The 18559-nt window shown below is 69.1% G+C and carries 12 protein-coding genes; 5 read left to right on the forward strand and 7 right to left on the reverse strand.

Annotation, left to right across the window (positions count from 1 at the left end):
• Positions 1-2: 2 nt before the first annotated feature.
• The 7 genes from ACZ5KV_RS05980 to groES all read right to left on the reverse strand — a co-directional run bounded on the left by ACZ5KV_RS05980 (position 3) and on the right by groES (position 11131).
• Entirely contained in the window at positions 3-3185 is a 3183-nt protein-coding gene (locus tag ACZ5KV_RS05980; RefSeq protein ID WP_464241434.1) for an efflux RND transporter permease subunit, read from the reverse strand.
• Positions 3186-3235: 50 nt separating this feature from the next.
• Positions 3236-4303: an efflux RND transporter periplasmic adaptor subunit gene (locus tag ACZ5KV_RS05985; RefSeq protein WP_464241435.1), complete on the reverse strand. Its 1068-nt coding sequence runs from the start codon at positions 4301-4303 to the stop codon at positions 3236-3238.
• Positions 4304-4343: 40 nt separating this feature from the next.
• On the reverse strand, positions 4344-4802 hold the full coding sequence (locus ACZ5KV_RS05990) for a MarR family winged helix-turn-helix transcriptional regulator (RefSeq protein WP_464241436.1): 459 nt from the start codon (positions 4800-4802) through the stop codon (positions 4344-4346).
• A 248-nt stretch (positions 4803-5050) separates the two neighbouring features.
• Positions 5051-5443, reverse strand: a complete 393-nt coding sequence (locus tag ACZ5KV_RS05995; protein WP_464241437.1) for a Ros/MucR family transcriptional regulator — start codon at positions 5441-5443, stop codon at positions 5051-5053.
• A 778-nt stretch (positions 5444-6221) separates the two neighbouring features.
• Positions 6222-8822: a cobyric acid synthase gene (locus ACZ5KV_RS06000; protein WP_464241438.1), complete on the reverse strand. Its 2601-nt coding sequence runs from the start codon at positions 8820-8822 to the stop codon at positions 6222-6224.
• Between the two features lie 337 nt (positions 8823-9159).
• Positions 9160-10797 carry a chaperonin GroEL gene (groL, locus tag ACZ5KV_RS06005; RefSeq protein ID WP_464241439.1) on the reverse strand — a complete coding sequence of 546 codons (1638 nt, stop codon included), beginning with the start codon at positions 10795-10797 and terminating at the stop codon, positions 9160-9162.
• A 43-nt stretch (positions 10798-10840) separates the two neighbouring features.
• Entirely contained in the window at positions 10841-11131 is a 291-nt protein-coding gene (gene groES, locus ACZ5KV_RS06010; protein WP_464241440.1) for a co-chaperone GroES, read from the reverse strand.
• A 407-nt stretch (positions 11132-11538) separates the two neighbouring features.
• Here groES and ACZ5KV_RS06015 point away from each other — a divergent pair, with 407 nt between their 5' ends.
• Genes ACZ5KV_RS06015 through ACZ5KV_RS06035 form a run of 5 tightly spaced genes read left to right on the forward strand, consistent with a single transcriptional unit; the run spans position 11539 to position 18549 of the window.
• Complete coding sequence (locus ACZ5KV_RS06015) at positions 11539-12414, forward strand: phosphate/phosphite/phosphonate ABC transporter substrate-binding protein (protein ID WP_464241814.1); 876 nt, start codon at positions 11539-11541, stop codon at positions 12412-12414.
• The gene (locus tag ACZ5KV_RS06020) at positions 12411-14570 is read left to right on the forward strand and encodes an ATP-binding protein (RefSeq protein WP_464241441.1); all 2160 of its coding nucleotides are present in this window, start codon (positions 12411-12413) and stop codon (positions 14568-14570) included. Before ACZ5KV_RS06015 ends, ACZ5KV_RS06020 begins: the two co-directional genes overlap by 4 nt.
• 1 nt (position 14571) lies before the next feature.
• On the forward strand, positions 14572-14931 hold the full coding sequence (locus ACZ5KV_RS06025; RefSeq protein WP_464241442.1) for a response regulator: 360 nt from the start codon (positions 14572-14574) through the stop codon (positions 14929-14931).
• Between the two features lie 27 nt (positions 14932-14958).
• Entirely contained in the window at positions 14959-17445 is a 2487-nt protein-coding gene (locus ACZ5KV_RS06030) for a PEP/pyruvate-binding domain-containing protein (RefSeq protein ID WP_464241443.1), read from the forward strand.
• Positions 17446-17451: 6 nt separating this feature from the next.
• Complete coding sequence (locus tag ACZ5KV_RS06035; RefSeq protein ID WP_464241444.1) at positions 17452-18549, forward strand: protein-tyrosine phosphatase family protein; 1098 nt, start codon at positions 17452-17454, stop codon at positions 18547-18549.
• Positions 18550-18559: the final 10 nt, after the last annotated feature.

Consider the following 18559-nt stretch of genomic DNA (forward strand, 5'->3'; position numbering starts at 1 on the left):
GCTCAGGCCCCGGCGTCCGCGTCCCGCGCGCCCGCCGGGTCGCCCGCCTTCTCCATGCCGATGAAGAACATGAGCAGCGACGGCGTGACGAACACGGTGAACACCGTGGAAAACGCCAGCCCCGAGAGGATCACCGCGCCCAGGCCCGAATACAGCTCCGAGCCCGGCCCGGGCATCACCGCCAGGGGCAGCATGCCGAAGATGGACGTGAGCGCGCTCATGTAGATGGGCCGCAGGCGCGTGCGCACGGAGTCCAGCACGGCTTCCTTGTGGCCCATGCCGCCTTCGCGGATGTTGTTCAGCGACTGGTGGACGATGAGAATGGCGTTGTTGACCACGATGCCGATGAGGATGACGAAGCCGAGCATGGTCAGCACGTCCAGGGGCCGCAGCACGAACAGGTTCTGCACGCGCAGCCCGATGAACCCGCCCGCTCCCGCCAGGGGCACGGTGAACAGGATCACCAGCGGATAGATGAAGTTGCCGAACAGGGCGGACATGAGCAGGTAGATGATGACCACCGCCAGGATGAAGTTCCATTGCAGGGTCTGGCGGGTCTCCTGAAGCTTGTCCGCCGCGCCGGACAGGCGCACGTCCACCCCCGGCAGGGCGCCCCGGTCGCGCAGTTGCGGGATGAGCCCGCCCTGGATGGTTTCCATGGCCTGCTCCAGGGGCACGGTCTCGGGCGGGGTGACCTGGAGGGTGAAGGTCCGGCGGCGCTCCAGGTGGCGGATCTCGTTGATGCCCGTGGTGCGCGTCAGTTCCGCCAGGGAGGACACGGGCAACAGCCGCCCGTCGGGCGTGGAGAGCAGCGTGGCGTACAGCGCCTCGGGCGAGTCCACCCGCTCCTCGGCGGCCTTGAGCACCAGGTCGATGGACGGCACGCCCTCTTCCTTGAAGTCGCCGATCTTGCGCCCGTCCATGAGCACGTCGGCCGACACGCCCAGGTCGTCGGCGGTCAGCCCGGCGGCGCGCAGCCGGTCGCGCAGCGGGGTCAGGCGCACCTCGGGGAAGGTCATCTCGAAGGACGGCACGGGCCGCACCTGCGAGCCCGGGATGGCCTGGGGAATGGCCAGGAACACCGCCTGGGCCGCTCCGGCCAGGGTTTCCAGGTCCGCCCCCGCAAGGTCCACGTCGATGGTCCGGTCGCCGCCCAGGCGGTCCTGAAAAATGCCCGCCTGGAAGGCGAAGCCGTAGACCCCGGGGATGGAATTGGAAATGCCCATGGCCGGGCCGAGCAGTTCCTTGGCGCGCTGCTCCTCGGTGGACACCACGCCGAAGATGTTGAAACCCGGAGCGCCCACGTAGAACAGATCGCGGATGCCGGGCAGGCCGCCGGGGCCCGCCTCGCGCCCCAGGAACGGCGCCGCGCCCCGGAAAACCAGCTCGCCCGCGCGCTCGCGCTCCTGTACCGACTGGCCCGGCGGAGGGATGAGCACCGAAAGGATGAAATTGCGGTTGCCCTGGGGCAGGTACTCCATCTTGGGCATGAACAGCAGCGTGGCGCCCACGGCGAAGCCCGTGAGCAACACGATGACCGCCAGACGCGTGGCCCAGGAGCGCAGGCAGGCCTCGACCAGCGCCATGATGACCCCGGCGATGGAACGACCCACGGCCTTGAGCGGCCGCAGGGCCCGCAGCTCGAATCCGGCGGGCTCGCCGTCCTGCGCCGGTGCGGCTCCGCGCCGCCGCTGGCTCAGGCCGAAAAGCTTGGCCGCCAGCATGGGAATGACCGACACGGACACGAACAGCGACAGGGCCACCGAGCAGGTCACGGCGATGGCGATGTCCTTGAAAAGCTGCCCGGCCTCCTCCTGGGTGAAGACCACGGGCAGGAACACGGCCACGGTGGTCAGCGTCGAGGCCAGCACCGCGCCCCAGACCTCGCGCGCGCCGTCGTAGGCCGCGCGGGCCGGGCTTTTGCCGAACTGGCGCCGGTGGCGGTCGATGTTTTCCAGCACGACGATGGCGTTGTCCACCAGCATGCCCACGGCAAAGGAGATGCCCGCCAGGGAGACCACGTTCAGGTTGCGGCCCATGGCGCTCATCATGATGAACGAGCCGATGACGCTGATGGGGATGGCCACGCCGACGATGACCGTGGAGGAGAAGCTGCGCAGAAACAAAAGCAGCACGGCCACGGCCAGCACGCCGCCGATGATGATGTTCTGGCGCACCAGGGCGATGGCGCCTTCGATGTAGGGCCGCTGGTCGTAGGCCCAGTCCATGCGGATGCCCTGCTCCTTGAGCTTGCCCTGGTTCAGCTCCTGGACCACGTTCCATACGGCGTTGGTCATGTCCAGGACGTTGGCCCCGGGCTCGGGGTTGATGCCCACGCCCAGGCCGGGCTCGGCGTTGTGCATCATGGCCACGGAGGTTTTCTCGTAGCCGAAGGCGGCGTGGCCCACGTCGCCCAGGCGCACGCGGCGCTGGCCGTCGGAGAGCAGGACCACGGCCTCGATGTCCTCGGGGTCGCGGAACTCGCCGGTGGAGCGGATGCGGTACTCGTGGCGGCCCAGGTCCATATTGCCCGCCGAGACGTTGACGTTCTCGGCCTGGAGGGCGGCGGCCACGGCGGGGATGGTCAGCCCGTGGGCCGCCAGGCGCGCCGGGTCCACCACCACGTGCATCTCGCGCTCGGTGCCGCCGCCGACGAACAGATCGGCCACGCCGGGCACGCGCTCCAGGTACTGGCGCACCTCGTTCTCGAAAAACGTCCGGTAGCTGGCGATGGGCCGGTCGTTGCCCGCGTTGGCCTTGAGCACGATCCAGATCACCGGCGAGGCCGCCGAGCCCGTGGCGGTGATCACGGGCTTGTCCGCCGTGGCCGGATACGAGGGCACCTCGTTCAGCTTGTTGGAGACGCGCAGCAGCGCATCGTCCACGTCGGTGCCGATGGCGAAGCGCAGGGTGATCTCGCCCTGGCCGTTCTGGGAGGTGCTCTCCAGTTGCGTGAGCCCGGTCAGGCCCTTGAGCACGTCCTCCTGCTCCTCCACGATGTCGCGCTCGATCTCGTAGGGCGTGGCGCCGGACCACGTGGTGGTCACGGTGATTTCAGGCTCGGTGACCGTGGGCGTAAGCTGGTAGGGCATGCTCGACAGGCCGATGAGCCCGAAGAGCACCACCAGGATGATGCCCACGATGACCGTCACGGGGCGCCGGATGGAGTACTGAATGAAATCCATGCGCTCTCTCCCCCGCCGGATCCGGCGGAGCGGACGTTTCGCAGTTGAGGCTAGTTGCCGCCCTCGGTGCGCAGGGGCGCGCCGGGGTACAGGCGCTCCTTGCCCTTGACCACCACAGGCATGCCCCCGGCCAGCCCCGGGCCCTCGACCCAGGCGCCCAGGCCCTCATAGGCCAGCACGCGCACCGGCACCAGCCGCGCCGCGCCTTCCTCGGGCACGAAGACCACGGTCTGCCCGCGCAGGAGCGCGACGGCGTCGCGCGGCACGCGCACGGCCTGGACCGCCCGGCCCGAGGGCAGGTGCGCCGTGGCCTGCATGCCCTCGGCCAGCCCGTCGGCCCCGGCCACGCGAATCTTCACCGGGAAGGTCCTGGTGGCCACGTCGCCCTTGGGGATGACCGCATGCACCGCGCCCGCCAGCCGTCGGCCGGAGACGCTGACCTCCACGGGCTGGCCCGCGGCCACGAAGGGCAGGATGTCCTGCGGCACGGAGATCACAACGTCCACGGCATCGTCGCGGCCAAGGAGCGCCACCGTGGCCCCGGCGGCCAGCCACTGTCCGCGCTCCACCGCCCGTTCCAGCACCACCCCGGCAAAGGGCGCGGGCACGCGGGCCTTGACCAGCTCCAGGCGCAGGCGTTCGGCCTCGGCCCGCTGGGCCGCGGCCCGGGCCTCCAGTTCGCGCACGGTAAAGCGCGCTTCGTCGAAGTCCTGCTCGGCGATGGAGCGGCTGCGCATGAGTTCGGTGCGCCGGGCCAGCTCCAGGCGGGCCAGCTCCAGGGAGGCCTCGGCCCCGGCCAGCCCGGCTTCGGCCGCGGCCAGGTTCTTTTCCAGCAGCGCCGTGTCCAGGGTCACCAGGGCCTGCCCGGCGCGCACGCGCCCGCCCTCGTCGAAGTTCACGGCCAGCACGCGCCCGCCGACCTCGCCAGCCACGCTGGAGACCTCGGGAAACTCCACGCTGCCCACGAAATCCGCGCGCGGCACGGCCGTGCCGTCCTCGGCCCGGCCCAGGACCACCAGCGTGGCCGGAGGCCCCTGGGCGGGCGCGTCTTCGGCCCGGGCTCCGGGCGCAACACAAGACACAAGGGCCAGCACCAGCCCCGCAACGATGCCTTTCATGCACACCTCCGCCCCCGGCGGGGGCCAGTGTCGGCTTGGGTTATCGTTTGTCGCGCAGGTAGCACACGTGGGTGTACAGACGGTTGAGCAGGGACAGAAGCTGCTCCTGCTCCTGGGCCGTCAGGCACGAAAAGGCCTGCTCGCTCTCCTTGGCGAAGATGGGCATGAGCTTTTCCTTGAGCCTGCGCCCCTCGTCGGTCAGGTAGATGCGGTAGGTCCGCCTGTCGTTGGCGTCGCGTTCACGAAACACGATGCCCTTGCCTTCGAGCACGTCGATCATCCGCGTGATGTTGGCCGTGTCCTTGAAGGAACATTCGGCCAGCTCCTTCTGGGAGCGCCCTTCCTGCTCCCACAGGCGACACAAGAGCGCCCACTGCTCGGAGGTCACGTCGATGCCGGCCATGCGGAAGCTGCGCCGCAGTTCGAACTTCATGGCCTTGCCGGTGCGGTAGATGGCGTAGCCCGCGGACTCGTCGAGGGAGAACGGATGTTGGCTCATGGCAGCACCTGTGTACGAATTATTGCTGTGGACGCTATCTTTCACGACGGCGGGCGTCAACGGGAATCGCGCATCCGGACATGCCGACCATCACGCATTGCGTGCGTTGCAGGCCCTCAGGGCCGTGTGCGCCCTTGCAGCTTCCACATGAAGCAGCCGGACATTCAAATGCAGAGGGGGAGCCCGAACGCATCGGACCCCCCCCGCAATACAGGCCGGGCAGCCCCGTACGGGGCCGCAGGAAACGGCTAGTTCTTTTTGCCGCGGCGCTCCCAGAGCTTCATTTCGCCCATCTTCTTGCGGCGCTCGCGGGCCAGGCTCTTGCAGACCAGGGAGGTCTTCTTGGGGTAGCCCCACTTGTCCTTGTAGTCGGCGGGCGACAGGTCGTGGGTCGCCAGGTGGCGCTTGGTCAGCACCTTGAAGCTCTTGCCGCACTCCAGGCAGACGATGCTCTTCTCGCGGATGGCCTTCTTGGGGTCCACCGCCGGGGAGTCGCAGTCCACGTCCACCACGTCGTCGCTGATGTTGGCGATGCCGTGGGCCAGCTTCTGGACCATGGAGATGATTTCCTCCTCGGTCATCGTACGCACACTGGCCTGGGCCTTCACTATCTCGAGTGCTTCTTTCAAGTAGTCGTCCATTATTGTTCCTCCATAATGGGTGTGTGCGAAATCCATAGCCGACGATTCTTCGCCTTGCAATATGTTTTTTCCAGCAGGACACAATCCCCTAGAGCGGAAAAGGTATTTGAGCAACATCCTGCACAAGTTTCCTCTCCTGGCCCGGGACGCGAAGGGTTACACCGCCTGTAACGCCCCTTGGTGCCGACCTCTTATGCGTCACCGCGCTCCGGGGCACGACGAGTGCATCATGCCGCATCCGGCCCGTTTCAAAAACGATACTACAATGCCCGGAACCCGGTTTTACGGCCCATCGAAGGCTTGAGAAAAAAGTAACAGTCTGGCTCCGCAATGCAGAACACCCCCCGCTGGCGCGGGCTGCAAAAAGGATTGCGCACGCAATTGTTACCACCCCGAAAAACAGACGCACAGGGAACGACGCGGACGCCACCCGGGGCCGGTTTCCTCTTGTTACAACCGGCACAAGGCCGTCGGATTTCCGGGAATCGCGGGGAGAGATGCGCAACGCCCGCGCGACCGAAGCCGCAAGGCGACCGTGCGCCAGGCGTCCACGCCCGGTGTGGGCGCCCACGCGGGCAAAACGATCCCCACGAGCGACTTCTCTTCGCCAGCGCCCGGGGTGCAGTTCCCGCGCGGCCGAGGCACCCTGCCGCAAAGGTGAACGCGGATGGTCCGCGCAGGCTTCGCGCCTGCGCGGACCAGGGAAGACCAGACGCACAGGCCGCAAAGACGGGCGCCCGCGCCTGGACGCCCGGAAGGAGCGGTTCGCCCGCTCCGGCTACCCCCGCAGTCCCGCCGCCCGCAGGATGGTCGCCAGCCCCAGCCGCCCGGCGACCACGTCCGCCAGCCGGTCCAGGGCCGGTTCCACATCGTAGGGCGCCATCACCCGGCCCACGGGCGCCAGCCCCGCCCGGCGCCGCAGGCCGTCCACGAACGCGCGCCGGAAGGCGTCGGCATCGAACAGTCCGTGCAGGTAGCTGCCCCAGACCAGCCCGCCCGGCGCCGCGAAGCCGATGGCCTCTCCATCGGCGCGCTCCACGCAGACCGCGGCCCCGCCCCCCGGCGCCGCCGCCGTGCGCCCGTGGTGGATCTCGTAACCCGCCAGCGCCTGCCCGGTGGGCACGTGCCGTGCCCGGGCGCGCACCAGGGTCTTCTCGCCCGCCAGTTCCGTATCCACCCCGAGCAGGCCCAGCCCCGGGCGCTCGCCGCCGCCCTCCAGGCCCAGCGGGTCGGCCACCGTGCGCCCCAGCATCTGCAATCCGCCGCACAGGCCCACGATCTCCGTGCGCCCCCCGGCGGCCAGCTCCGCCAGTTCCGCGCCCAGGCCCGAGGCCCGCAGCCAGTCCAGGTCGGCCACGGTGTTGCGGCTGCCCGGCAGGATCACAGCGTGCGGCCGCCCCAGCTCCCCGGCCCGCCGCGCCACGCGCAAAAGCACGTCCGGCTCCCCGGCCAGGGCGTCCAGGTCCGTGAAGTTGGACACGTGCGGCAGGTCCACGCAGACCACCTCCACCTCGCGCCCGGGCCCGGGGCGCCCGTCCAGTGCCCCGCTCTTGAAGGACACCGAGTCCTCCTCGGGCAGCCCGAGGTCGGGCAGGAACGGCACCACCCCCGCGAAGGGCACCCCCGTGCGCGCCGTAATGGCCTCCAGAGCCGGGGCCAGCAGGCTTTCGTCGCCCCGGAAGCGGTTGATGACGAAGCCCGCCACCAGGGCCCGCTCCCACTCGGCCAGCAGGTCCATGGTGCCCGTGAACGCCGCGAAGACCCCGCCGCGGTCGATGTCCCCCGCCAGGAGCACCCGCGCCCGCGCGTGCCCGGCCATGGCCATGTTCACCATGTCGTGGGCCCGCAGGTTGATCTCCGCCGGGCTGCCCGCGCCTTCGAGCACCATGACCTCGTGCTCCGCCGCCAGGGCGTCGTAGGCCGCCCTGGCCCGCGCAAAGGCCTCGGGCTTGTAGCGCACGTACTCGCCCACGCGCATGGTGCCCACCGGGCGGCCCAGCACGATGACCTGCGAGCCCATGTCGCTCACGGGTTTGAGCAGCACCGGGTTCATGCGCACGTCGGGCTCCAGGCGGCAGGCCTGGGCCTGGGTCGCCTGCGCCCGGCCCATCTCGCCGCCCTCGCGCGTGACGAACGAGTTGAGCGACATGTTCTGGGCCTTGAACGGCGCCACGTCGTAGCCTTCGCGCAGCAGGATGCGGCACAGCGCCGCAGCCAGCACGCTCTTGCCCGCGTTGGACGAGCAGCCCTGGACCATCAGCGCGGGCGTGCGCCGCCGGAGCGGAGCCGGAGCCGGGGCGCCCAACTCGTGCCCCAGGGCGCGCGCCAGCCGTTCGTTCTCCTCCTCCCCGCGCACGGCCACCCGGAAAAAGCGCCCGTCCAGGCCCTCGAAATTGGCGCACACGCGCACGGCCACCCGCGCGCGCTCCAAAAGCCGCCCGGCCAGGGCCGCCGCGTCCGCACGCGCGCCATCCAGGCGGCAGAGCAGAAAATTCGCCTCGCCCGGAAACACCGTCAGCCCCGGCAGCGACCCCAGCGCCTGGGCCAGGGCCGCCCGCAGCCGCGCCGTCTCCGCCACGGTGCGCGCCGCGTACTCCGCGTCGCCCAGCGCGCGCAGCCCCACGGCCTGGGCCAATCCGTTCACCGACCACGGCGGCACCCGGGCCCGCCAGGCCCCTGCGACCTGCGGCGCCGCGAAGCCCAGCCCCAGCCGCAGCCCCGGCAGCCCGTAGAATTTGGTCATGGACCACAGCACAACCACGTTGTCCGACCGCGCCCCGGCCAGCCGCTCCAGCCCAGGCACGAAATCCGCGAACGCCTCGTCCACCACCACCCAGGCCGCCGGGAACTCCCGCGCCAGGGCGCACACCGCGCCGGGGTCCACCGTGCGGCCCGTGGGGTTGTTGGGCTGGCCCAGAAACAGCGCCGCCCCCGGCCCGGCCGTGCGCAGCCACGCCGCCGCGCGCTCCAGGTCCGGCGCGAACGCCCGCGCCGCGTCCAGGGGCAGCGCGTCCACCGCCAGCCCGGCCAGTTCGCAGGCCCGGCGGTAGTCGCCGTAGGCCGGGGCGGGCACCAGCGCCCGCGTCAGGCCCAGGGCCCGGGGCAGGGCGTACAGCAGCTCCGTGGAGCCGTTGCCCGCCACGACCTCGCCCGGCGCGCAGCCGAAGCGCGCAGCAGCCGCCGCACACAGCGGCCCCGCATACGGGTCCGGATAGTGCCGCAGCCCCGCGAGCGCCGCGCTGGCCTCACCGCGCAGCCAGTCCGGCGGGCCCAGCGGGTTGATGCTGGCCGAAAAATCCGCCAGTTCCGCCACCGCGCAGCCCGCCCGCGCCGCCAGGGCGCGCACCTCGCCGCCATGTCCGAAGCCCGAATTTCGCATGCCGCGCAGCCTACACGAGAAGCCCCCGGCCCGCCACAGCCGGGGCGGGCATGCGGCAGCCGGAAACCACCGGGCGCGGCCTCCTCCCTGTAGGGGAACCGGCCAGGAGGCTCCACCCCCGCCCCCCGCAGGGGCCAACGGCTCCTGGATCCCGCACGCCGGCCCGGGAGTGCGCGGGTCTTGCCGCATACTCCCGGGCCGAAGGCCTGAGGTCTGGTTCCCTGAGGGGGAAGGGTCGGGGGAAAAGGGCGGCGCTCCGGCCTCCGTCGCACTGCGGGCAAACAAAAGGGCCGACCCGTGAGGGTCGGCCCTTGAATGCTCATGAGGCGCGGGAGGCTTAGTACATGCCGCCCATGCCGCCCATGCCGCCGGGCATGGCCGGGGCGGCGGGCTTCTCTTCGGGCTTCTCGGCGATGGCGCACTCGGTGGTCAGCAGCAGGCCGGACACGGAGGCCGCGTTCTGCAGGGCGGTGCGGGTGACCTTCTTGGGGTCGATGACACCGGCCTTGATCAGGTCCTCGTACTCGCCGGTGGCGGCGTTGAAGCCGTAGCCGTCCTTGCCGCCGCGAACCTTCTCCACCACCACGGAGCCTTCCATGCCCGCGTTGTTGGAGATCATGCGCAGGGGCTCCTCGATGGCGCGGGCGATGATGTTCACGCCGGCCAGCTCGTCGTCGTCGGCGGGCTTGATCTTGGCAAGCACCTTGGCGCAGCGCACCAGGGCCACGCCGCCGCCGGGCACGATGCCCTCTTCCACGGCCGCGCGGGTGGCGTTCAGGGCGTCCTCGACGCGGGCCTTCTTCTCCTTCATCTCGGTCTCGGTGGCGGCGCCGACGTTGATGACGGCCACGCCGCCCACGATCTTGGCCAGGCGCTCCTGGAGCTTCTCGCGGTCGTAGTCCGAGGTGGTCTCGTCGATCTGGGCGCGGAGCTGCTTCACGCGGGCCTTGATGTCCTCGCTCTTGCCGGCGCCGTCAACGATGGTGGTGTTCTCCTTGTCGATGACCACGCGCTTGGCGGTGCCCAGGTCGGCCACGGTCATGTTCTCCAGCTTGATGCCCAGGTCGTCGGAAACAACCTGGCCGCCGGTGAGGATGGCGATGTCCTTGAGCATTTCCTTGCGGCGCTCGCCAAAGCCCGGGGCCTTGACGGCGGAGACCTGGAGCGTGCCGCGCAGCTTGTTGACCACCAGGGTGGCCAGGGCCTCGCCGTCCACGTCCTCGGCGATGATCACCAGCGGGCGGGACATCTTGGCGGTCTGCTCCAGCACGGGCAGCAGGTCCTTCATGTTGGAGACCTTCTTCTCGTGGATGAGAATCAGGGGCTCCTCCATCTCGCAGGTCATCTTCTCGGGGTCGGTCACGAAATAGGGGGAGAGGTAGCCGCGGTCGAACTGCATGCCCTCGACCACGTCCAGGGTCGTCTCCAGGCCCTTGGCCTCCTCCACGGTGATGACGCCTTCCTTGCCGACCTTGTTCATGGCCTCGGCGATGATGTTGCCGATGGTGGCGTCGTTGTTGGCGGAGATGGTGCCGACCTGGGCGATTTCCTTCTGGTCGCGGGTGGGCTTGGCGATCTTGCCCAACTCCTCGACCAGACCCTGCACGGCCTTGTCGATGCCGCGCTTGACGGCCATGGGGTTGCGGCCCGCGGCGGCCAGCTTGACGCCCTCGGTGAAGATGGCCTGGGCCAGGATGGTGGCCGTGGTGGTGCCGTCACCGGCCACGTCGGAGGTCTTGGAGGCGACTTCCTTGACCATCTGGGCGCCCATGTTCTCGAACTTGTCGGCCAGCTCGATCTCCTTGGCCACGGTCACGCCGTCCTTGGTGATGATCGGGGAGCCGAAGGACTTCTCGATGACCACGTTGCGGCCCTTGGGGCCCAGGGTGACCTTGACGGCGTTGGCCAGCTTGTCAACGCCCTTCTTCAGTTTCTCGCGCGCCTTGGCGTCGAAGAGGATCTCTTTAGCGGACATGTCGTTGCTCCTTGTTCATGCAAACTGGGAAAAAAGGGGGCCGTTACTTCTCGATGATGGCCAGGATGTCGTCCTCGCGCATGACGAGGTGCTCCACGCCGTCGATCTTGACCTCGGTGCCGGCATACTTGTTGAACAGCACGAAGTCGCCCGCCTTGACGGACATGGGCACGGCCTTGCCCGCGTCGTCGCGCTTGCCGGGACCGGCGGCGACGATCTCGCCCTTGATGGGCTTTTCCTTGGCGGTGTCGGGGATGATGATGCCCCCGGCGGTCACTTCCTCGCTCTCCAGACGCTTGACCAGAACGCGGTCGTTCAACGGTTTCAGCTTCATGACTATCCTCCAAAGGGTTAAGGAATGTCTGGTTGCGGCGTTGGCACTCCCGGACCGGGAGTGCCAGCCCATGGCATCCGAGCGCCCGCCGCCGGAGGGTCGGGCCGACCGGCAACGGGCTCGGGGAGAGTGATAAGACAACCGGGGCCGGTGTCAACACCCGGGGGCGCATTTTTCTCGCGGCCGTCGCCCGGGCCGCGCGGACGGCGGCCGCGCGCGCGCCCGGAACCGCTCCGGCCCGCGCGGTTTTGGGGTACCAATTGCGCAGTTTTCGGGATATGAGTTCCCGCATGACTTCGAGGACGCCACGCAAAACGCTGCAAAACGCGCTGCTGCGCAAGCTGCCCCGGGACCTGCCCGGCCTGCTCGCCGTGGTGCTGCTGGCGCTTTTGCTGTCCGTCCCGCTCATGAGCTGCGGCGACAACGAGCCCGTGCGCCATGTGGACCTGACCAAGCGCGAGCCCATCACCTTCCACCAGCGCCAGGAAGAGATCACCTACGCCTACGCCCCGCAGTACTCCCACGCCACGTCCTACCAGCGCCACCACCTGCTGGTGGAGTACCTGGCCGAGGTCACGGGGCTGCGCATGCGCCAGGTCTTCCCCGACACCTTCGGCGAGCACATGAACATGGTCGAGCAGGGGCTCATCGACATCTCCTTCTCCAACCCGTTCATCTACATCAAAATGGCCGAGCGCCAGGGAGCCTGGGCCTTTGCCCGCGCCGTGGAGCCCGAGGGCCGCAACTTCCGCGGCCAGATCATCACCCGCGCCGACAACCCGCGCATCAAATCCCTTCAGGACGTACGCGGCGAGCGTTGGCTGGCCGTGGACCCCTCCAGTGCCGGGGGCTACCTCTACCCCCTGGGCCATTTCATCGAAAACGGCATCCACAAGGAGGACTTCGCCGAGATCGCCTTCGCCCCCGGCCCCGGCGGCAAGCAGGAGAAGGTCGTCCTCGGCGTGTACTCCGGCAAATACGGCGTGGGCTCCATCCGCGAGGGTACCCTGGACATCGTGGCCAACACCATCGACGTGTCGCAGATCCGCGTGCTGGACGTGTCGCGCTGGTATCCGGGCTGGGTCTACGCCGCGCGCAAGGGCCTGGACCCCGAAATCGTGCGCAAGATTCGCGACGCCATGATCGCCCTGGACATCACCCTGCCCACCCACCGGCCCATCCTTGAAAACGCCGGACTCACGGCCATCATCCCCTCGCAGGACACGGACTTCAACCCCGTGCGCCGCCTGGCCGAGATGGTCGGCGAGGAGCTTGTGCGGTGAGCCGGGCGCCCCGCTTTCTCGATCGCCTGAAGTTCCAGGACAAGATCAACCTGGGCACGGCGCTCATCGTCATCTTCTTCGGGGTGCTGGTCTCCTTCGGCGTCTCGCGCGTCAGCGTGGACGCCATCATCGAGGAGAACCGCGACCGGGGCACCAGCATGGCCAAAAACCTGGCCCTGCGCGCCCTGGACCCCATGCTCGGGCAGGACTTCCTGCGCCTGAAAACCCTGGTGGACGAGGTGGCCGGACTCTCGCCCTACATCGCCTACGCCTTCGTGCAGGACCGCCAGGGCGACGTGGTCGTCCACTCCTTCAAGGCCGATTTTCCCGTGGAGCTGCGCGAGGCCAACGCCGCCAGCGGCCGCGACGTGCACGTCCAGCTTCTGGACGCGGGCTCCATGCGCATCTACGACTTCGCCGCGCCGGTGATCATCGGCACGGACAGCTTCGGCACCGTGCGCCTGGGCATCAGCCAGGTGCGCGTGCAAAGCGCCAAGGGCCAGGTGATGATCACCATCTTCGGCATCACCGCCGCCGTGGCCGTGGCGGCCATCCTGCTGTCCACCCTGTTCGCCCGGGGCATCACCCGCCGCCTGGACATCCTGCGCGAAAGCGCCGAGGAGGTCGTGCGCGGCAACCTCGACGTGCAGACCGCCCCGCCCCTGTCGCGCGACTGCTGGGAGGTCATGAACTGCTCCAATCAGGACTGCCCGGCCTACCGCGACGACCGCCACCGCTGCTGGTATCTGGCGGGCACCCTGTGCCCGCACTGCGCCGACGTGGCCCTGCCCGAAAAGCTGCGCACCTGCCGCTCCTGCAAGGTCTTCCTGGAGAACCAGGGCGACGAGATCCAGGCCCTGGCCGAAACCTTCGACATCATGGCCCTGACGCTCAACGCCTACATCGACGAGCTCAAGCAGACCCACAGCGACCTCGAACGCCAGCGCCAGCTCATGCAGACCATCCTCGACGTGACGCCCGACCTGGTGTCCCTGCAGGACGCGGAGTTGCGCTACATCGCGGTGAACAAGGCCTTCTGCACCTATTTCCACCGCAACGAGAAGGACATCCTCGGCAGCACGGACTTCGACATCTTCAGCGAGGGCCAGGCCGACTCGAACTTCCACGAGGACCGCCAGATCCTCATGAGCGGGGTGCCGCTGTCCAAGCAGATCCTCACCGGGCGCAAGGGCGACAAGCGCTGGTTCCACATCCTCAAGGTGCCCGTGCGCAGCGGCGAGAAGATCATCGGCCTGCTGCTCACCGCGCGCGACATCACCGTCATCAAGCAGTACCAGGAGCGGCTCATCCACTCCCAAAAGATGCACGACCTGGGCAAGATGGCCGGCGGCGTGGCCCACGAGATCAACACGCCGCTGGGCATCATCCTCGGCTACGCCCAGCTTCTGCTGGAGGACGCCGCCCCCGAAAGCCAACTGCACAAGGACCTGAAGACCATCGAGCGCCAGACCAAGGTCTGCCGCCGCATCGTGGCCGACCTGCTCGGCTTCTCGCGCAGCGCGGAAAGCGCCATGGAGTCCATGGACCTGAACACCTCCATCCAGGACGTGGTGGACCTTGTGTCCCAGATATTCCGCCAGGAGCGCGTCGTCGTGGAAACGGACTTCGACCCCACGGTGCCGCCCATCGTGGGCGACGCCGCGCGCCTCAAGCAGGTCTGGATGAACCTGCTGTCCAACGCCTTCGACGCCATCGGTTCCGACGGCCACATCCTGGTGGGCACCAAGCTGTGCAGCCACCGCCGCCGCGTGGTCGTCACCGTGGCCGACACCGGCGCGGGCATCGCCGGAGGCGACCTGCCCCAGGTCTTCGACCCCTTCTTCACCACCAAACCCGTGGGCGAGGGCACGGGGCTCGGGCTGTCCGTGTCCTTCGGCATCGTGGCCGACCACGGCGGAAAGATTTCGGTGACCAGCCCCGCGCCCCTGGAGTATCTGGTAACGGAGGGCGATAAGAACGAGACGAAGCCCCCCGGGCCCGGCACGGTCTTTTTCGTCGAGCTGCCCCTGACCAAGGAAGGCCTGCCCGACGAGGAATGCCCGGAGGTCGCCGTGCTCCGGGGCGATCTGCCCACCGCGGCCGCCCCCCAGGGCGCCAACGGACTGCAAGGATCTCAAGGAGCCCAAGGAGAATGACATGGCCACGATCATAGTGCTCGACGACGTGATGGACGCAGGCGTGCTCATCAAGCGCATCCTGGAGCGCAAGGGCCACAGCGTGGATGCCTTCACCGAGGAGGAGGAGGCCCTGGCCCACGCCAAGGCCCACGCCCCGGACCTGGCCATCCTGGACATCAAGCTGAAAAAAATGACCGGCGTGGAGGTGCTGGAGGAGCTGAAGAAGGCCTCGCCCGGCACGCGGGTCATCATGCTCACCGGCTACCCGACCATCGAGACCGCGCGCCAGTGTCAGCGCCTGGGCGCGGCGGACTACTGCGTCAAGCCCATCGACAAGGACGAGCTGGAAGACAAGGTGGAAAAGGTCCTTCGCGGCTAGCACCCCAGGCAAGGAGCCCGGCGTCCCATGGACTTCAAGGAGCTGTTCAAGCACTGGACCTACCAGGTCTTCGCGCCCGGCACCGTCCTGCGGCGCAAGTACGAGTCGTTCAAGAACCTGCTTGAGATCGACCGCGCCTGCCTGGAGCGCATCGCCGAGTTGGAGGACATCCACTACGGCGGCACGCCCGTGGACTGGGCCCGCGTCAACCAGCTCGTGCGCGAGCTGCTCTCGCAGTCCGACTTCCTGGTCCGCGAGCTGTTGGCCATGAGCCCGGGCAATTATCTGGACCTGCCCGACTACCGCAACAAGATCGCCTTCTACCTGACCATGGCCAGCGAGCCGCAGGAATTCGAGTTCGCCCCGCCCTTCGCCATGAGCTACGAAGAGTCGCTGGGGCGCCCGGCCTGCGCCGGGGGCAAGGCCCACAACCTGGCCCAGGTCTCGGCCCTGGCCGAACTGCCCGTGCCCGAGGGCTTCGTCATCACCTGCCGGGCCTTCCATTATTTCGTGGAATACAACGAACTGCGCCCGCGCATCGACACCCTGCTGGCCAAGGTCAACCTCGACGCCCCGGGATTCGTGGGCGACATCTGCGAGGAGATCCAGCGCCTGATCCTGGCGGGCGAGGTGCCCCCGGCGGTGGAGCAGGAATACCGCCACCGGGCCATGCTCCTGGCCGGGGCGCGCGGCGGTCGGGTCCGGCTCGCCCTGCGCTCCAGCGCGCGCGGCGAGGACTCCGAGGCCTCTTTCGCCGGGCAGTACGAGTCCGTGCTCGGCGTGTCGCTGTCGGACATCACCCCGGCCTACAAGAAGGTCCTGGCCAGCAAGTACAGCGCCAAGGCCGTGACCTACCGCATCCGCTACGGCCTGCCCGACTCCCAGACGCCCATGGCCGTGCTGGTCACCGAGATGATCGACGCGGCGGCCAGCGGCGTGGTCTACACCCGCGACCCCGCGGCCCCCGAGGGCGAAGCCCTGGCCGTCTACGCCGTGCCGGGCATGGGCCGGGCCCTGGTGGACGGCAGCGCCTCGCCGGAGATCCTGACCATTTCGCGGGCGGAGCACCCCGAGGTCCTGGCGCACACCTCCGGCGGCGGCGCGCCCCAGGTGGTCTGCGGCGACACGCCCGACGAGAACCCCTGCCTGCCCGAGGCCCACGCCCTGTCCCTGGCGCGGGTCGGCCTGCGCCTGGAGCGGCTGTTCGGCGCCCCGCAGGACATCGAATGGTGCATGGACCACAGCGGCACGCTGTACATCCTCCAGGCCCGGCCCCTGGGCCTGGAGGCGCCCGCCGCCGCCGAGGCCCCCGAGGGTCCGCTGCCCGACGAGCCGCTTTTGCGCGGCGTGTCGGCCAGCCCGGGGGTGGGCATGGGCCCGGTGTGCAAGCCCCTGCGCGTGACGGACCTCGACGAGGTGGCCGACGGCTGCGTGCTGGTGGCCGACACGCTCTCCCCGGCCTACGTCAGCGTGCTGGAGCGCCTGGCCGCCGTGGTCACGGACACGGGCTCCAAGGCCAGCCATTTCGCCTCCGTGGCTCGCGAGTTCGGCCTGCCCGTGGTGGTCAACGCCAAATTCGCCACCCGCATGCTGCCCGACGGCGGCACCGTCACCGTCGACGCCACCCACGGGCTGGTCTACGACGGCGTGGTGCCCGCCCTGCGCGAGCGCGCCCGGCGACCCCGGCCCCAGCGCGACACGCCGTTCCGCAGGCGCATGGCCGAGGTCATGGGCCACATCGCGCCCCTGAACCTGACCGACCCGGGCGACGAAAGCTTCGCCCCCAGCGGCTGCCGGACCATCCACGACATCGTGCGCTTCTGCCACGAACGCGGAGTGGGCGAGATGTTCTCGCTGGTGGGCAAGGGCGGGCGCGGCCTGGCCCAGGCCAAGCTGCTGGAAACGCCGCTGCCCGTGGTGCTGCACGTGCTCGACCTGGGCGGAGGCCTGGTTCCGGCGGCGGCGGAGGAAAAAACCGTGGACCCCTGCCACTTCGCCAGCGGCGCGCTCATCGCCCTGTGGGAGGGCCTGAACCACCCCGACGTGCAGTGGGACGGCAGCCTGCTGGCCTTCGACTGGGAACGCTTCGACCAGATGTCCGGCGGCGTGTTCAGTCTGAAATCCAAGGTCCTGTCCAGCTACGTAGTGGTGGCCCGGGAATACATGCACCTGCTCATGCGCTTCGGCTACCACTTCGCGGTGGTCGATGCCATGTGCGGCGAGCACCCCGAGGCCAACTACGTGAACTTCCGCTTCAAGGGCGGGGGCGCGGGCGTGGGCCAGCGCCTGCTGCGCCTGGACTTCGTGAAGAAGGTCCTGACCAGCGCGGGTTTCCGCGTCAAGGTCACCGGCGACATGCTCGACGCCCGGCTGGACCGCGCCCCGGCGCCCAAGGTCGAGATGACCCTGACCATGGTCGGCACCCTGCTCGGCCGCACGCGGCTCATGGACATGGCGCTGACCGGCGACGAACAGGTCCAGGAATTGGTGGAACAGTTCCTGGAATCCCTGTAGGGCGCCATGGCCTCCGCGTCCGGCTACGCCATCGACTGGGTGACCGACAGCCTCGCCGTGGGCGGCGCGCCCATGTCCTACGAAGCCCTGGCCGCCCTGCGCGCCCAGGGCATAGACTGCATCCTGAACCTGTGCGACGAGTTCTGCGACCTGCACTGGATCGAAGCCGACCAGGGCTTCGAGGTCTACTACTTCCCCATCCCCGACGAACACGCGCCGGACCTGGAGGGCCTGGAAAAGGCCCTGGAGTGGCTGGACGAAGCCATCTACCTGGGCAAGCGCGTGCTCATCCACTGCCGCCACGGCATCGGGCGCACGGGCACGGTGCTCAACGCCTACCTGCTGCGCAAGGGCCTGGGCCACAAGCTGGCCGGGCGCGCCCTGCGGCCCCTGCGGGCCAAGCCGCAGAACTTCTCGCAGTGGCGCTTCGTGCGCCGCTACGGCAAGCAAAGCGGGCGGCTGTCCGTGCGCGAGCCCAGCCTGGAGTCGCGCAACCTAGTGGACCTGTACCCGTTCTTCGCCGACTACGAACGCGCCGTGGAGGACGTGGACGTGCTGCTGGGCGACGGGGCCCGGCCCTCGGCCCTGTGCGGGCGCGACCACGACCGCTGCTGCCGCAGCCTGGTGACCATGCCGCTCATCGAGGCCGTGTACCTGAACCACGCCGTGACCATGACCCTGTCGCGCACCGACCGCGAGGCCATGGTCCTGCGCGCGGTGGAGGCCGTGCGCGTGCTGCGCCGCCTGGGCTACGACCCCCAGGAGCCCGCCACGCGCACGGCCAGCCTGTGGCGGTCCTACCGCGAGGCCGACGTGCCCTGCCCGCTGTCCGAACTGGGCGAATGCCTGGTCTTCGACAGCCGCCCCCTGGCCTGCCGCCTGGCGGACCTGGCCCCGGAAAGCCTGGCCCACCCGGCGGTGACCACCCACCTGCCCGGGGCCATGAAAAGCATCAGCGCCAACCTGTTCTTCGCCTACACCTCGCAGTTCCCCAAGGGGCCGCCCATGGTCTTCACCCTGCCCGAGGTGGTCTCGGGCAAGTTCGTGCAAAGCTTTTTCCATTCGCTGATGCGCCTGGGCGAATCCGCACCCGGCGCGAACTGAAGAAGGAGGA

Source organism: Desulfocurvus thunnarius (genome assembly GCF_055390965.1).

Bases quoted from the DNA above. Each gene is read 5' to 3' on its own strand.
- ACZ5KV_RS05990 (WP_464241436.1), bottom strand. From the start codon at position 4,802: ATGAGCCAACATCCGTTCTCCCTCGACGAGTCCGCGGGCTACGCCATC.
- ACZ5KV_RS06015 (WP_464241814.1), top strand. From the start codon at position 11,539: ATGAGCTGCGGCGACAACGAGCCCGTGCGCCATGTGGACCTGACCAAG.
- ACZ5KV_RS06025 (WP_464241442.1), top strand. From the start codon at position 14,572: ATGGCCACGATCATAGTGCTCGACGACGTGATGGACGCAGGCGTGCTC.
- groL (WP_464241439.1), bottom strand. From the start codon at position 10,797: ATGTCCGCTAAAGAGATCCTCTTCGACGCCAAGGCGCGCGAGAAACTG.
- ACZ5KV_RS05980 (WP_464241434.1), bottom strand. From the start codon at position 3,185: ATGGATTTCATTCAGTACTCCATCCGGCGCCCCGTGACGGTCATCGTG.
- ACZ5KV_RS06035 (WP_464241444.1), top strand. From the start codon at position 17,452: ATGGCCTCCGCGTCCGGCTACGCCATCGACTGGGTGACCGACAGCCTC.
- ACZ5KV_RS06030 (WP_464241443.1), top strand. From the start codon at position 14,959: ATGGACTTCAAGGAGCTGTTCAAGCACTGGACCTACCAGGTCTTCGCG.
- ACZ5KV_RS06000 (WP_464241438.1), bottom strand. From the start codon at position 8,822: ATGCGAAATTCGGGCTTCGGACATGGCGGCGAGGTGCGCGCCCTGGCG.
- groES (WP_464241440.1), bottom strand. From the start codon at position 11,131: ATGAAGCTGAAACCGTTGAACGACCGCGTTCTGGTCAAGCGTCTGGAG.
- ACZ5KV_RS05995 (WP_464241437.1), bottom strand. From the start codon at position 5,443: ATGGACGACTACTTGAAAGAAGCACTCGAGATAGTGAAGGCCCAGGCC.
- ACZ5KV_RS05985 (WP_464241435.1), bottom strand. From the start codon at position 4,303: ATGAAAGGCATCGTTGCGGGGCTGGTGCTGGCCCTTGTGTCTTGTGTT.